Consider the following 14,412-nt stretch of genomic DNA (forward strand, 5'->3'; position numbering starts at 1 on the left):
GCCGGGAGGGCAAATGACCGATACGGCCATCCAGCCACAGGCAGAACGTGGGCTGATTTTACCGCCCGAGCGTGTACTGGCAGTGAGCGATCTGTGCGTGCAATTTCGTCAAGAAGGCGACGTCATTGAGGCGGTGCGTCATCTGGACTTCGACGTCGACCGTGGCGAAACGCTGGCGATCGTTGGAGAGTCCGGCTCCGGCAAGTCGGTCACCTCACTGGCGTTGATGCGTCTGGTAGAGCAGGGTGGCGGTGAGTTGACCAGCGGCACAATGCAATTTCGCCGGCGTAACGGCCAGGTGCTCGATCTGGCCAAGGCGAAACAGAGCACCCTGCGAACCTTGCGCGGCGCCGATATGGCGATGATTTTTCAAGAGCCGATGACCTCGCTCAACCCGGTGTTTCCGGTGGGGGAGCAGATCGCCGAATCTTTGCGTCTGCATCAGGGGATGGATCACCGCAGCGCCAAACGTGAAGCGCTGCGTATGCTCGATCTGGTGCGCATTCCCGAGGCCAAAAACGTCCTTGGCCGCTATCCGCATCAACTGTCTGGCGGGATGCGCCAGCGGGTGATGATTGCCATGGCGCTGTCGTGTAAACCGGCGCTGCTGATTGCCGATGAACCTACCACCGCGCTGGACGTCACCATTCAGGCGCAAATCCTGCAACTGATCCGCGTGTTGCAGCAGGAAATGCAGATGGGGGTGATCTTCATTACCCACGATATGGGCGTGGTGGCGGAGATTGCCGATCGGGTTCTGGTGATGCATCAAGGCGAAAAAGTGGAACAGGGGGCTGTGCGGGCGTTGTTCGCCGCTCCTCAGCAGCCTTACACTCAAGCTTTGTTGGCTGCCGTGCCACAGCTGGGTGCGATGGCAGATAAAGACTTCCCGGCAAAATTTCCGTTGGCTGGCGTTGACGATAACGACCAGCCGCAAGACACCATACCCGCAGGAGCTGCGCCGATCCTGCAGGTAGAAAATCTGGTTACGCGCTTCGATCTGCGCAGCGGTATTCTCAACCGCGTCACGCGCCGTGTGCATGCGGTGGAAAATATCAGCTTCGATCTCTATCCCGGTGAAACGCTGGGGTTGGTCGGCGAATCCGGCTGTGGTAAATCCACCACTGGCCGCTCACTGTTAAAGCTGGTAGACAGCCAATGCGGCACCATTACCTTCAACGGTCAACAGATCAACCGCTTGAAAGGTTCCGCCTTACAGCATTTACGCCGTGATATTCAGTTTATCTTTCAAGACCCTTACGCTTCCCTGGATCCACGGCTCACCGTTGGTTTCTCCATCATGGAGCCGTTGCTGGTGCACAATGTCGCTCGTGGGGCGGAGGCAGAAAAAAGGGTCGCCTGGCTATTGGAGCGGGTAGGGCTGAAGCCGGAACATGCGCGGCGTTATCCGCATGAGTTCTCCGGTGGCCAACGCCAGCGTATCTGCATTGCCCGCGCGCTGGCACTCAATCCGAAAGTGGTAATTGCCGATGAGGCGGTCTCCGCGCTGGACGTGTCGATTCAGGCGCAAATTGTCAATCTGCTGCTCGATTTACAGCGTGAATTGGGCATCGCATTTCTGTTTATTTCCCACGATATGGCAGTAGTGGAACGCGTCTGCCATCGCGTCGCGGTGATGTACCTGGGCCAGATTGTGGAGATCGGCCCACGCCGTGCGGTGTTCGAAAACCCGCAGCACGCCTATACCCGTAAGCTGATGGCCGCCGTGCCGGTGGCCGATCCAACCCATGCGCATAAACGCCAGCCGTTGCTGGTGGATGAAATACCCAGCCCGATCCGTGGGCTGCACGATGAACCCGTTACCGCACCTTTAGTGCAGGTAGGGCCAGGGCACTTTGTGGCCCGCCACCCTATCGCCGGTGCTTTTTAGCCTTGCCTCAGGAGAGTTAAGCAATATGACTAAGCACACATTCAAGCGTAATGTTTTGGCCGCCGTACTGCTGGCTGCCGCTGCTGGCCCGGCTTGGGCTGCCAAGGATGCGGTGATTGCCGTAGCGTCCAACTTCACCACGCTCGACCCGTACGATGCCAACGACACCTTGTCGCAGGCGGTCGCCAAATCCTTCTATCAGGGGCTGTTTGGCTTTGATAAGGATATGAAGCTGGTGAACGTATTGGCGGACAGTTATGACGTCAGCAAAGACGGACTGACCTACACCATCAAGCTCCAGCCGGGTGTGAAATTCCACGACGGCAGCGCATTCAACGCCGAAGCGGTCAAGGTTAACCTGGATCGTGCCAGTAACCCGGATAATCGCCTGAAACGCTATAACCTGTTCAAGATGATCGATAAGACCGAAGTAGTCGATCCCACCACGGTCAAGATCGTGCTGAAAGCGCCATTCTCGGCGTTTATCAACAACCTGGCGCACCCGGCGGCGGCGATGATTTCCCCGGCGGCCCTCAAGCAGTATGGCAAGGAGATTGGTTTCCATCCGGTGGGCACCGGCCCTTACCAGTTCGAAACCTGGAACCAGACCGACTATGTGAAAGTGAAGAAATTCGACGGCTACTGGAAAGCGGGCTTACCGAAGCTGGACAGCATCACCTGGCGGCCGGTAGTGGATAACAACACCCGTGCGGCAATGCTGCAAACCGGCGAAGCGACCTTTGCCTTCCCAATCCCTTATGAGCAAGCCAAGGTGCTGGAGAAAAACAGCAAGCTGGATCTGGTGGCCGCGCCGTCGATCCTGCAACGCTACATCAGCATGAACGTGACGCAGAAACCGTTCGATAACCCGAAGGTGCGCCAGGCGCTGAACTATGCGATCAACAAGGACGCGCTGATTAAGGTCGCGTTCTCCGGCTTTGCCGTTCCGGCGCAAGGCCCGGTGCCTCCGGCCATTGATTTTGCCACCCTCTACAACGCTTGGCCATACGATCCGGCCAAGGCGCGTGAGCTGCTGAAAGAAGCGGGCTATCCGAACGGGTTTACTACCACGTTGTGGTCATCCCATAACCACAGTACCGCGCAGAAAGTGTTGCAGTTTGCTCAGCAGCAGCTGGCGCAGGTTGGGGTTAAAGTCACCGTCACCGCGATGGATGCGGGCCAGCGTGCGGCGCAGGTAGAGAGCGTCGGCGTGAAGGATACCGGTGTGCGCATGTTCTATACCGGCTGGTCTGCCTCAACTGGGGAAGCCGACTGGGCGCTGACGCCGCTGTTCGCCACCCAATCCGCACCGCCTAAGCAGTTCAACACTGCGTTCTACAGCAACCCGCAGGTGGACAAGGATCTGGCCGAAGCGTTGGCCACCACCGATCGTGCCCAGAAGCAGGCGCTATACAAAGATGCCCAAGATCGCATTTGGGCCGATGCGCCATGGATTTTCCTGGTGACAGAGCGCCTGCTGTCTGCCAACAACAAACAGCTGAGCGGTTTCTACGTGATGCCGGACACCTCGTTCAACTTTGATAACGCGGATTTGAAATAAGGGCTGAGCGCCGCCCTTTCCCTGACGGGAAGGGCGGTGTGAGGGGGATTTATGCGCAATGCTTAATTATTTTCTAAAACGTCTGCTGGGCCTGATCCCGACGCTGCTGATCGTGGCCGTGCTGGTGTTCTTGTTTGTCCATATGCTGCCGGGCGATCCGGCGCGGTTGGCCGCGGGGCCGGAGGCCGACGAAGCCGTCGTACAGTTGGTGCGCCAGGATCTGGGGCTGGACAAGCCGTTGCCACAGCAGTTTGTGCATTTCTTTGTCAATATTTTGCAGGGCGATTTCGGCACGTCGATGGTGTCCAAACGCCCGGTCAGTGAAGAGATCGCTTCGCGCTTTATGCCAACCTTCTGGCTGACCATCGCCAGCATGGTGTGGGCGGTGATTTTTGGCATGGCGATCGGCATGATTTCCGCCGTATGGCGCAACCGCTGGCCTGACCGGTTGGGGATGACGCTGGCCGTTTCGGGCATCTCTTTCCCGGCCTTTGCGTTGGGGATGCTGCTGATGCAGGTGTTCTCGGTCAATCTCGGTTGGTTGCCGACGGTTGGAGCGGATACCTGGCAGCATTACATCCTGCCTTCAATCACGCTGGGCGCTGCGGTAGCGGCGGTGATGGCACGCTTCACCCGCGCCTCGTTCGTTGAGGTGATGCAGGAAGATTACATGCGCACCGCCCGTGCCAAGGGCGTACCGGAGTCACTGGTGGTCGTCAAACACGGGCTACGCAACGCCATGATCCCGGTGATCACCATGATGGGCCTACAGTTTGGTTTCCTGTTGGGTGGCTCGATCGTGGTCGAGAAGGTGTTTAACTGGCCGGGGTTGGGGCGCTTGCTGGTGGATTCGGTAGAAATGCGCGATTACCCGGTGATCCAGGCCGAAGTGCTGCTGTTCTCGCTGGAGTTTATTCTGATTAATCTGTTGGTGGATATGCTGTATGCGGCAATCAACCCTTCGATTCGTTACCAATAGGCAGGCCGTATGATGAAATATTGGCGACGTAATGCCGCGCTCAAGGCAATGCCGGTGATTAATCCCAACGCGGTGCGTACGCCTTGGCATGAGTTCTGGCGGCGCTTTCGTCGCCAGCAGGTCGCAATGGTGGCTGGCGTGTTTGTGTTGCTGCTGGTGGCCGCTGCGCTGCTGGCACCGCATCTGGTGCCTTTTGATGCGGAAAACTTCTTTGATTACGATCGGCTCAATGAAGGGCCTTCGTTGGTGCACTGGCTCGGGGTGGATTCGCTGGGCCGGGATATTTTCAGCCGTATTCTGATGGGCGCGCGGATCTCTTTGGCCGCCGGGGTGTTCTCGGTGCTGGTTGGCAGCGTGATTGGCACGGTGCTCGGGCTCTTGGCGGGCTATTACGAAGGCTGGTGGGATCGCATCGTGATGCGTATCAGTGACGTGCTGTTTGCCTTCCCCGGTATTCTGCTGGCGATTGGCGTGGTGGCGATCATGGGCAGTGGCATGGCGAACGTGATTGTTGCCGTGGCCATCTTCAGCATTCCGGCGTTTGCGCGCCTGGTGCGTGGCAATACTCTGGTGCTGAAGCATCTGACCTACATTGAATCGGCGCGCAGCATTGGCGCTTCGGACTGGACCATCATCCTGCGGCATATCTTGCCGGGCACCATCTCGTCGATCGTGGTCTATTTCACCATGCGTATCGGTACTTCAATCATTACCGCTGCCAGCCTGTCGTTCTTGGGATTGGGGGCGCAGCCGCCAACGCCGGAATGGGGAGCGATGCTTAATGAAGCGCGGGCGGATATGGTGATTGCTCCGCATGTGGCGATCTTCCCCAGCCTGGCAATCTTTTTTACCGTGCTGGCCTTTAACCTGTTGGGCGATGGGCTACGTGATGCATTGGATCCGAAGCTGAAGGGATGACCCCTCACCCCAACCCTCTCCCACAGGGAGAGGGAGCTGAAAGTCCCTGCTCTTTTGGAAGTTAAAGAAGCTATCTCAGCAAATTCGATCACTCCTTCATCCAAGGTGCGTCACTGCATTTTCAAACTCACTCGATCGGTCCCCTCTCCCTTGAGGGAGAGGGTTAGGGTGAGGGGATATCGACTATTTAAACAGATGCTCGGCGTGAAAACGCAGATGATCTTCGATAAAGGTAGCGATGGTGAAGTAGCTGTGGTCGTAACCTGGCTGAATGCGCAGGGTTAACGGCCAGTCACGCTGGCGTGCCAACTCCGCCAGCTTGGCCGGTTGCAGCTGATCTGCCAGAAATTGATCCCCATCTCCCTGATCGATCAACATCGGCAGCGGTTCCGCTCCGCTGGCCAGCAAATGGCAACTGTCATATTGCAGCCACTGCGTTTCGTCATCCCCCAGATAGGCAGCAAAGGCTTTACGACCCCAAGGCACCTGACAAGGGTTGACGATCGGCGCAAAGGCCGATGCCGAACGAAAACGCTGCGGGTTACGCATTGCCATCATTAACGCACCATGGCCGCCCATCGAGTGGCCCGCAATGGATTGCCGATCGCTGACGCTGAAATGCTGCCTAATCAGCGCAGGCAGCTCATCGCTGATGTAATCATACATGCGAAAGTGTTGATCCCAAGGTGCCTGAGTGGCATTGAGGTAAAACCCCGCCCCCTGGCCCAGATCGTAACCTTCGTCATTTGGCACCTCATCGCCGCGCGGGCTGGTATCCGCCATCACCAGCACCAACCCTAATTCTGCGGCAACGCGCTGGGCACCGGCCTTCAACGTGAAGTTTTCATCATTGCAGGTCAGACCCGACAGCCAATACAGCACCGGCGGCGGGTTATCGTCGCGCGGTGGTGGCAGATAGATACTGAACGTCATGTTGCAATTCAGGCTCTGCGCCGCGTGACGGTAACGTTGTTGCCAACCACCGAACATGCGGTGCTCTTCGAGAAGTTCTAATGACATCGTCATCCTCTGCCTCCTGGCTTATTTATCGAAATGGATCACGGAACGGATCGATTTGCCTTCATGCATCAGATCGAACGCTTCGTTGATCTGCTCCAGCCCCATGGTATGAGTGATAAAGTCGTTCAGTGCGAATTCGCCGTCCAGATAACGCTGCACGATCCCCGGCAGTTGGCTGCGGCCTTTTACGCCACCAAAGGCAGAACCGCGCCAGACGCGGCCAGTCACCAGTTGGAACGGACGGGTCGCGATCTCTTCACCGGCGCCGGCAACGCCGATAATGACCGACTCACCCCAGCCCTTGTGGCAGCACTCCAGCGCCGAACGCATCACGTTGACGTTGCCGATACATTCAAAGGAGAAGTCGACGCCGCCGTCGGTCAGTTCGACGATCACGTCCTGGATAGGTTTATCGTAATCTTTTGGATTGATCAGATCGGTCGCGCCCAGCTTGCGAGCCAGATCGAACTTGCTGGTGTTGAGATCGATGCCAATGATGCGGCTGGCACCGGCCATCTGAGCGCCAATAATCGCCGACAGCCCGATGCCGCCCAGGCCGAAGATAGCCACGGTATCGCCAGCCTTGACCTTGGCGGTGTTGATCACCGCACCCATGCCGGTGGTGACGCCACAGCCAAGCAGACAGACTTCTTCCAACGGTGCTTCTTTGCTGATTTTTGCCAGTGAGATTTCGGGTACTACGGTGCGTTCAGCAAAGGTGGAGGTGCCCATGTAGTGGAAAATCGGCTTGCCGTCTTTAAAGAAGCGGGTGGTGCCGTCTGGCATCAGACCCTTGCCCTGGGTGGCGCGGATGGCCTGACACAGGTTGGTTTTGCCGGATTTACAGAATTTGCACTCGCCGCATTCTGGGGTGTACAGCGGGATCACGTGGTCGCCGACGGCAACGCTGGTCACGCCTTCGCCGATCGCTTCGACTATACCACCGCCTTCGTGGCCCAAAATCGCCGGGAACACGCCTTCCGGATCCTTGCCTGACAGGGTATAGGCATCGGTATGGCAAACGCCGGTGGCGACGATGCGCACCAGTACTTCACCTTTCTGTGGCGGCATCAGATCGACTTCTTCAATCTTCAGCGGCTGGTTCGGTCCCCAAGCTACGGCAGCACGGGTTTTGATAAATTCCATGATTCTCTCCTCATTAAATTCTAGTAGTGCAGATTTTGGCTACTCTGTCAGGAGGATGGACTCGGCATCCACCTCCGAACTTTCAGCCTGTTCTATAATCAGTTGTTTTAACGCGCGGACGTTTGGCCCAAACGCATCACGCCGCCATAACAGCCAGGTGGCGGTTTCGGCAATGTCGGCAGGGAGTGCATGAACTTTGACCCGCTTGTAGCCGGGCAGCAGGTTGAGCACCGAATACGGGATCATCGCCAGCCCGGCACCGCTGGCCACACAGGCCAGCATGGAGTGATAAGACTGGATCTCCATGATGGTGCCTGGCAATGAACCGTCACGCTTGAACCAGGACTCCAGGCGCAAGCGATAAGAGCAGCTGGCGCGGAAGGCAAACAGGGTTTCCCCTTTGACATCCTGGGCGCTGTGAATGGGCGGATGGTCCAGGCAGGTGATCACCACCATGCGTTCGGGGAAAGCAACGCAACCGTTCAGTTCATCATGTTGCAACGGGCCATCTACCAAGGCGGCAGCCAAGGTACCAGCGCGTACACGCTCGATGATTTCTCCTGAGGTGCCGGTAGCCAGCGAAAGGGAAACCTGCGGGAATCGCTGATGATAAGCTGCCAGCAAGGTAGGTAGCCGGGTGGCGGCGGTGCTTTCCATCGAGCCAAGCGCAAAGTTACCGGCCGGTTCCCCGGCATGGGTGATGCTCATGGCTTCTTCACTGAGCGCCAGAATGCGGTGGGCGTAGCAGAGAAAATTATGGCCCATCGGCGAGAGGCGCAGACGCTGTTTCTCACGGATAAACAGATCGGTGCCCAGTTCCTGCTCGAGCTGACGCAGGCGCGTGGTCAGGTTTGACGGCACGCGGTGCAATTGCTCGGCGGCACGGGCGACGGAGCCAGTTTCGGCCACGCAGCAGAACATGCGCAGTTGGGTGAGATCCATAACCTTCTCTTTTCGTGATGAACTTGATGAGTATTATTCAGTTTTTGTGAGTGTAATACTGCGGCATGCTAGCCGCAACTTTCTTTTAACAGGTTGGATACAGCGATGGCGCTAAAAATAGCCTTGAGTGGTTTTATTGCTTTGATCGTGGCGATGGGGATTGGCCGGTTTGCCTTTACCCCGCAGGTGCCGTTGATGATTGCTGAGCACCAGTTCACCCTGACCGGGGCCGGGCTGGTGGCGGCGTTGAACTACCTGGGCTACCTGTGCGGTGCCTATGATGCGATGCGTGCCAGCCGCCATGTGGAGCGCCGTCTGTGGCTTGGCGTGTGGGGAGCAGTGGCGCTGACGCTGCTGTCTGCCTTGGTGTCGGGCGAGTGGCTGCATGGTGCAGTGCGCTTTGCGATTGGTTGGGCCAGCGGTTGGTCGATGGTGTTGGTGGCGGCCTGGACTAACGAGCGGTTGGCGCATTATGGCCGTCCCGCGTTAAGTGCTGCGGTCTTTGCCGGGCCTGGGGCCGGGATATTCATCAGCGGCATGCTGGCGGTGGCGATCAACAGCTGGGGCTTGAGCGCTTCGCAGGCCTGGCTGGTGTATGGCGCATTGGCGTTGGTGTTAATTGCCGCGATCAGCATTAACTTGCCAAGGGCAGGGGAGTTGCATCGCCCCGATGTGAAGCCTGAACCGTTAGTGCTCACCCCGGCATTGAAGCGTTTGGTGTGGAGCTACAGCCTGGCGGGCTTTGGCTATATCCTGCCTGCGACCTTCCTGTCACAGATGGCGGCGGCCCGTTTCCCTGATAGCCTGTTCGCCCAGTTTGTCTGGCCGATTTTTGGCGGTGCGGCGGTGCTGGGGATTATCATCGGGATTGCAACCCGTCATCGGCTCACCACGCAGACCCGCCTGGCAATCACGCTGTGGGTACAGGCACTGGGCGTACTTTGTGCCGAAGTGGTGCCGGGCGTTACCGGCCTGGCATTAGGGGCCATGCTAACCGGCGGTGGGTTCCTCAGTGTAGTCCAGCTATCTATCCAGCACGGTAGGGAGTTGGCTCCGAATCACGCACGCTATATGGCCGGGCTGTTGACCACGGGTTATGCCATCGGTCAGTTGGTGGGCCCGATGCTCTCGGCGGTTTCAACGGCGCTGACGCATCGCCTGGAACCCGCGCTGTATGTAGCGGTGCTGGGGCTGCTGATCGCCGGTGTGCTCGTGATCAATACCCCGGCGCGGGCCACGGCCAGCAAGCCAACGTTATCTTGAGTAAAATACATACAAAAAATGTGGGATAGCCGCAGCCAGCCTGCTACGGGCTGGATGCGGATTTTTCATACCAGGATGAAACACAATCACTGGATAAACGTCTCACTCTCATCTAGAGTGGGGGAAAATATTGATCGGGTTCACGTTATCTATCCGTCGTCTTTCAAGCTGCAGTTAGCTCTTTCCCTGGATTTGTAGGGGCGCTGTATACTGCTCCTCATCACTCGGGGCGAGTAACCAACAGCCGATAACAACGCTGCAATTTGAAAGACCACGGGGATATTGCCGGGGCCGCCTGCTGGAGATACATCGCCATGACATCGTTAAGTAATGAAGCTGCACTGGTGCACGCGGCGCTTGAAGCGCGTGGCCTGGAAACCCCGCTATGTGGGGAAGTGTTGGATCGTGAGACGCGCAAGCGCCGTATCAAAGAGCACATGACGGAAATCATGCGGCTGTTGAACCTCGATCTGTCCGACGACAGCCTGGCAGAAACGCCACACCGTATTGCGAAAATGTATGTCGATGAGATCTTCTCCGGCCTGGATTACGCCAACTTCCCGAAGATCACCGTCATCGAAAACAAGATGAAAGTGGACGAAATGGTGACGGTGCGTGATATTACCTTGACCAGCACCTGCGAACATCACTTTGTCACCATCGATGGTAAAGCCACCGTGGCGTATATTCCCAAAGACTCGGTGATTGGCCTGTCGAAAATCAACCGCATCGTGCAGTTCTTTGCCCGTCGCCCACAGGTACAGGAGCGGCTGACTCAGCAGATCCTGGTGGCGTTGCAAACGCTGTTAGGCACCAACAACGTGGCGGTATCGATCGATGCGGTACATTACTGCGTCAAGGCTCGCGGTATTCGTGACGCTACCAGTGCTACCACCACCACGTCGCTGGGTGGGTTGTTCAAGTCCAGCCAGAATACGCGCCAGGAGTTCCTGCGTGCGGTGCGTCACCATCACGGTTGATGGCTGAGCTATGACGATGAAGGCGCCTGTGGGCGCCTTTTTACTGATAGAAATACAGCGGAAGAACATGAACGCTAACGAAACTCCCCGGCTACCACGCATTGCTACGCTGGACTGCGTACGCGGTATCGCCATCCTTGGCATTCTGTTGCTGAATATCAGCGCGTTTGGCCTGCCGAAAGCCGCCTATCTCAACCCCGCCTATCTGGGTATGCCCTCTACACGCGATGTCTGGACCTGGGCACTGTTGGATCTGTTCGCTCAGGTCAAGTTCCTGGCCATGTTCGCGCTGCTGTTTGGTGCCGGTCTGCAACTGCTGCTACGGCGGGGCAAAGTCTGGATCCGTGCCCGGTTATCCTGGCTGGTCCTGATTGGCTTGGGGCACGCCATTTTCTTATGGGATGGGGACATCCTGCTGGCCTACGGGCTGATCGGCCTGGTGTGCTGGAGGATGATCCGCGACGCGCAGAATACCTTCACCCTGTTGAAAACAGGGGCGGTGTTGTATCTGATCGGCGTGGCGGTGTTGTTGCTGCTAGGGTTTATCTCTCACGGTGAGCCGGGCAGTTTCTGGCAGCCGAGCGTGGCCGAATTGCAGTATGAGAAGTTCTGGAAGCTGCAAGGCGGACCGGAAGCCTGGCGCAGCCGTCTGGATCTGCTCTCTTCCAGCCTGATAGCCATCGGTGCGCAGTATGGCTGGCAACTGGCCGGGCTGATGCTGTTTGGTGCAGGCATGATGCGCAGCGGTTGGCTGCGTAACAGCTATTCGCCTGCTTATTACCGCCGTCAGGCCGCCTGGCTGATACCGCTTTCATTGCTGATCCAGTTGCCCGGTGTGCTGCTGCAGTGGCAGCTGAATTGGGATTATCGCTGGAGTGGCTTTTTGCTGCAGGTGCCGCGTGAGTTGGGCTCGCCGCTGCAGGCTATTGGCTACCTGGCTCTGGTCTACGGTTTTTGGCCAACGCTTTCCCGTCTGCGTATCAGCCACTGGTTAACCCAGGTTGGGCGGATGGCGCTAAGTAATTATCTGCTACAAACCCTGATTTGCAGCACGCTGTTCTTTCATTTTGGCCTCTATCAACAGCTCGACCGTTTGCAGCTATTGGCGGTCGTTCCCTTGGTGTGGTTGGCTAACCTGCTGTTTTCCACACTGTGGCTGCGGTACTTCGCGCAGGGCCCGATGGAATGGCTATGGCGCAAGCTGACTTCCCTTGCTGCGGGCGAAAGTCTACGTCAGCCGACAAAATGAGATCTGGCGCAGGTAGGTTAAAAAATTGTATGTAAACGTTTTCTTTCCTGTGACGTAATTCACGCTGAGGAGGATGACAAACGGGGTAGGATAGCGCCACTGTCTACTCTGTCGACCTCGGGACGTTTCATGAATTCTGTGCATTCAACCACCATTCGCGATGTGGCGAAGCGTGCGGGTGTGTCCGTCGCTACCGTCTCGCGAGTGCTGAACAACAGTACCCTGACCAGCAAAGAGACCCGCGAACAGGTGCTGAAGGCCGTGGCGGAACTGGGTTATCGGCCAAACGCCAACGCGCAGGCATTGGCTACCCAGAGCAGTGAAACGCTGGGCGTGGTGGTGATGGATGTCTCCGATCCGTTCTTCGGCGCGTTAGTGAAAGCGGTAGACACAGTGGCGCAGCAAAACCACAAATACCTGCTGATCGGCAACAGTTATCATCAGGCGGACAAAGAGCGCCATGCCATCGAGGTGCTGATCCGTCAACGCTGCAATGCCTTGATTGTTCATGCAAAAGCGTTAGGTGACGCGGAACTGATCGCCTTTATGGATCAGATCCCGGGTATGGTGTTAATTAACAGAATTGTAACGGGCCATGAGCACCGCTGCGTTGGCCTGAACAATGTGTTTGGCGCTGAAGTTGCCATGCGCTTGCTGCTCTCGCAGGGGCATCAACGGATCGGTTACCTGGGTTCCGATCACCCCATCGAAGACGGCCCGCTGCGCCAGCAAGGCTATAGCCAGGCGATGGCCGCGGCAGGTTTTTCCCCACCGGATAGCTGGCGTGCCTATGGTTCACCGGACCTGCAGGGGGGTGAGGCAGCGATGGTTGAACTGCTGGGTCGCAACCTGCACCTTAGCGCCGTGTTCGCCTATAACGACGCCATGGCAGCCGGTGCGATGGCGGTACTGAAAGAAAACGGTATCACAGTGCCGCAGCATTTCTCGCTGGTGGGGTTTGATGATATCCCCATTGCCCGCTATACCAGCCCCAAGCTGACCACCATCCGTTATCCGATCGTTTCAATGGCCACGCTGGCTACCGAGCTGGCGCTGAAGGGCGCTGCCGGGCAGCTTGAACCTCAGGCTTCACACCTGTTTATGCCGACGCTGGTACGCCGCCATTCTGTAGCGCCGTGGCAAAGTGAGGCTTCGGTCACTCTCTGAACATTTAATAGTGTGTAACCGTTTTCAATCTGTGAGAAAATTCACAGATTATTAACATAGTGCCGTCTATGCTCTAGTCGTTTTCCAGCGCAAAGGCTCTTGCCAGCCAAGCTTTTAATCTGGCGCTGACACAGCATCACAGGAATAACAAGCAACACGGATGACAGGAATTCTTTTGAAACTGCCACGCCCAACTGTGTGCATTGTGGCTAAAGGCTTAATACCGAGTACGACCCTCTACAAACCGGAGACAGACAATGAATAAGAAGGTTTTCACCCTGGCCGCGCTGGCCGCAAGCATGATGTTTGGCGCAGCTGCGCATGCTGATACCCGCATTGGCGTCACGATTTACAAATATGACGACAACTTTATGTCGGTGGTGCGTAAGGCGATCGAAAAAGATGCCAAGGCCTCTCCGGATGTCACGCTGCTGATGAATGACTCACAGAATGACCAGTCCAAGCAGAATGACCAGATCGACGTACTGATTGCCAAAGGCGTAAAAGCGCTGGCGATCAACCTGGTGGACCCGGCCGCCGCTCCGGTGGTGATTGACAAGGCACGTGCCAACGATATCCCGGTGGTGTTCTACAACAAAGAACCTTCCCGCAAGGCGTTGGATAGCTACGACAAAGCCTATTACGTTGGTACCGACTCTAAAGAGTCTGGCGTGATCCAGGGCGAGCTGATTGCCAAACACTGGAAAGCCAACCCAGCCTGGGATCTGAACAAAGACGGTCAGATCCAATATGTACTGTTGAAAGGTGAACCAGGCCACCCGGACGCAGAAGCGCGTACCACCTACGTGATCAAAACGCTGAATGAAAAAGGCGATAAGACTCAGCAACTGCAGATGGACACCGCGATGTGGGATACCGCTCAGGCTAAAGACAAGATGGACGCCTGGCTGTCTGGCCCTAACGCCAACAAGATCGAAGTGGTAATCGCTAACAACGATGCGATGGCCATGGGTGCGGTTGAAGCCTTGAAAGCTCATAACAAGAGCAGCATTCCGGTGTTTGGTGTCGATGCCCTGCCAGAAGCACTGGCAATGGTGAAGTCCGGGGCGATGGCCGGTACCGTGCTGAACGATGCCGACAATCAGGCGAAGGCGACCTTCGATCTGGCGAAGAACCTGGCCGCGGGCAAACCTGCTGCTGACGGCACCCAATGGAAGATCGTCGATAAAATTGTACGTATTCCTTACGTGGGTGTAGATAAAGATAACCTGTCTCAGTTTGTGAAATAAACCGAGATAGAGAGAAATGCCCCCGCCGGAATTTAGGCGGGGGAAC

At 56.9% G+C, this 14,412-nt stretch carries 12 protein-coding genes; 9 read left to right on the plus strand and 3 right to left on the minus strand.

The window, feature by feature from the left end:
- Positions 1–13 precede the first annotated feature (13 nt).
- Genes KGP21_RS10260 through gsiD form a run of 4 tightly spaced genes read left to right on the plus strand, consistent with a single transcriptional unit; the run spans position 14 to position 5,349 of the window.
- Positions 14–1,891, plus strand: a complete 1,878-nt coding sequence (locus KGP21_RS10260; protein WP_223501182.1) for a dipeptide ABC transporter ATP-binding protein — start codon at positions 14–16, stop codon at positions 1,889–1,891.
- A gap of 25 nt (positions 1,892–1,916) precedes the next feature.
- A complete protein-coding gene (gsiB, locus tag KGP21_RS10265) occupies positions 1,917–3,452 on the plus strand; it encodes a glutathione ABC transporter substrate-binding protein GsiB (protein ID WP_059200300.1) in 1,536 nt (511 codons plus the stop codon).
- A 58-nt stretch (positions 3,453–3,510) separates the two neighbouring features.
- Complete coding sequence (gene gsiC, locus KGP21_RS10270; RefSeq protein ID WP_094982927.1) at positions 3,511–4,431, plus strand: glutathione ABC transporter permease GsiC; 921 nt, start codon at positions 3,511–3,513, stop codon at positions 4,429–4,431.
- 12 nt (positions 4,432–4,443) lie between these two features.
- Complete coding sequence (gsiD, locus tag KGP21_RS10275) at positions 4,444–5,349, plus strand: glutathione ABC transporter permease GsiD (RefSeq protein ID WP_024485755.1); 906 nt, start codon at positions 4,444–4,446, stop codon at positions 5,347–5,349.
- A gap of 183 nt (positions 5,350–5,532) precedes the next feature.
- Here gsiD and fghA read toward each other — a convergent pair whose 3' ends face one another.
- The 3 genes from fghA to KGP21_RS10290 are packed head-to-tail and all read right to left on the minus strand — an operon-like array spanning position 5,533 to position 8,457.
- On the minus strand, positions 5,533–6,375 hold the full coding sequence (gene fghA / locus KGP21_RS10280; RefSeq protein ID WP_115159877.1) for an S-formylglutathione hydrolase: 843 nt from the start codon (positions 6,373–6,375) through the stop codon (positions 5,533–5,535).
- A 15-nt stretch (positions 6,376–6,390) separates the two neighbouring features.
- A complete protein-coding gene (locus KGP21_RS10285) occupies positions 6,391–7,515 on the minus strand; it encodes an S-(hydroxymethyl)glutathione dehydrogenase/class III alcohol dehydrogenase (RefSeq protein ID WP_021805067.1) in 1,125 nt (374 codons plus the stop codon).
- 39 nt (positions 7,516–7,554) lie between these two features.
- Positions 7,555–8,457: a LysR family transcriptional regulator gene (locus KGP21_RS10290; protein WP_021805066.1), complete on the minus strand. Its 903-nt coding sequence runs from the start codon at positions 8,455–8,457 to the stop codon at positions 7,555–7,557.
- A gap of 105 nt (positions 8,458–8,562) precedes the next feature.
- Between KGP21_RS10290 and KGP21_RS10295 the strand changes: the two genes are divergently transcribed.
- From KGP21_RS10295 to mglB, 5 genes are all read left to right on the plus strand, one after another.
- Entirely contained in the window at positions 8,563–9,720 is a 1,158-nt protein-coding gene (locus KGP21_RS10295) for a YbfB/YjiJ family MFS transporter (RefSeq protein WP_218519614.1), read from the plus strand.
- Positions 9,721–10,034: 314 nt separating this feature from the next.
- Positions 10,035–10,700: a GTP cyclohydrolase I FolE gene (gene folE, locus KGP21_RS10300; RefSeq protein WP_218519613.1), complete on the plus strand. Its 666-nt coding sequence runs from the start codon at positions 10,035–10,037 to the stop codon at positions 10,698–10,700.
- 67 nt (positions 10,701–10,767) lie between these two features.
- Positions 10,768–11,949 (plus strand): DUF418 domain-containing protein YeiB, encoded by a 1,182-nt coding sequence (gene yeiB, locus KGP21_RS10305; RefSeq protein ID WP_094983263.1) that lies wholly within the window; start codon positions 10,768–10,770, stop codon positions 11,947–11,949.
- A gap of 129 nt (positions 11,950–12,078) precedes the next feature.
- On the plus strand, positions 12,079–13,116 hold the full coding sequence (gene galS, locus KGP21_RS10310) for an HTH-type transcriptional regulator GalS (RefSeq protein ID WP_223501183.1): 1,038 nt from the start codon (positions 12,079–12,081) through the stop codon (positions 13,114–13,116).
- Positions 13,117–13,373: 257 nt separating this feature from the next.
- Complete coding sequence (gene mglB, locus KGP21_RS10315; RefSeq protein ID WP_021180577.1) at positions 13,374–14,366, plus strand: galactose/glucose ABC transporter substrate-binding protein MglB; 993 nt, start codon at positions 13,374–13,376, stop codon at positions 14,364–14,366.
- The last annotated feature ends 46 nt before the right edge of the window (positions 14,367–14,412 follow it).

This window comes from Serratia sp. JSRIV004, from assembly GCF_019968705.1.
Taxonomy (GTDB): Bacteria; Pseudomonadota; Gammaproteobacteria; order Enterobacterales; family Enterobacteriaceae; genus Chania; species Chania fonticola_B.

What these genes read in the sequence shown, in the direction of transcription:
- KGP21_RS10290 (WP_021805066.1), bottom strand. Translation starts at nt 8,457, where the DNA reads ATGGATCTCACCCAACTGCGCATGTTCTGCTGCGTGGCCGAAACTGGC.
- fghA (WP_115159877.1), bottom strand. Translation starts at nt 6,375, where the DNA reads ATGACGATGTCATTAGAACTTCTCGAAGAGCACCGCATGTTCGGTGGT.
- galS (WP_223501183.1), top strand. Translation starts at nt 12,079, where the DNA reads ATGAATTCTGTGCATTCAACCACCATTCGCGATGTGGCGAAGCGTGCG.
- gsiD (WP_024485755.1), top strand. Translation starts at nt 4,444, where the DNA reads ATGAAATATTGGCGACGTAATGCCGCGCTCAAGGCAATGCCGGTGATT.
- mglB (WP_021180577.1), top strand. Translation starts at nt 13,374, where the DNA reads ATGAATAAGAAGGTTTTCACCCTGGCCGCGCTGGCCGCAAGCATGATG.
- gsiB (WP_059200300.1), top strand. Translation starts at nt 1,917, where the DNA reads ATGACTAAGCACACATTCAAGCGTAATGTTTTGGCCGCCGTACTGCTG.
- yeiB (WP_094983263.1), top strand. Translation starts at nt 10,768, where the DNA reads ATGAACGCTAACGAAACTCCCCGGCTACCACGCATTGCTACGCTGGAC.
- folE (WP_218519613.1), top strand. Translation starts at nt 10,035, where the DNA reads ATGACATCGTTAAGTAATGAAGCTGCACTGGTGCACGCGGCGCTTGAA.
- KGP21_RS10285 (WP_021805067.1), bottom strand. Translation starts at nt 7,515, where the DNA reads ATGGAATTTATCAAAACCCGTGCTGCCGTAGCTTGGGGACCGAACCAG.
- gsiC (WP_094982927.1), top strand. Translation starts at nt 3,511, where the DNA reads ATGCTTAATTATTTTCTAAAACGTCTGCTGGGCCTGATCCCGACGCTG.
- KGP21_RS10260 (WP_223501182.1), top strand. Translation starts at nt 14, where the DNA reads ATGACCGATACGGCCATCCAGCCACAGGCAGAACGTGGGCTGATTTTA.
- KGP21_RS10295 (WP_218519614.1), top strand. Translation starts at nt 8,563, where the DNA reads ATGGCGCTAAAAATAGCCTTGAGTGGTTTTATTGCTTTGATCGTGGCG.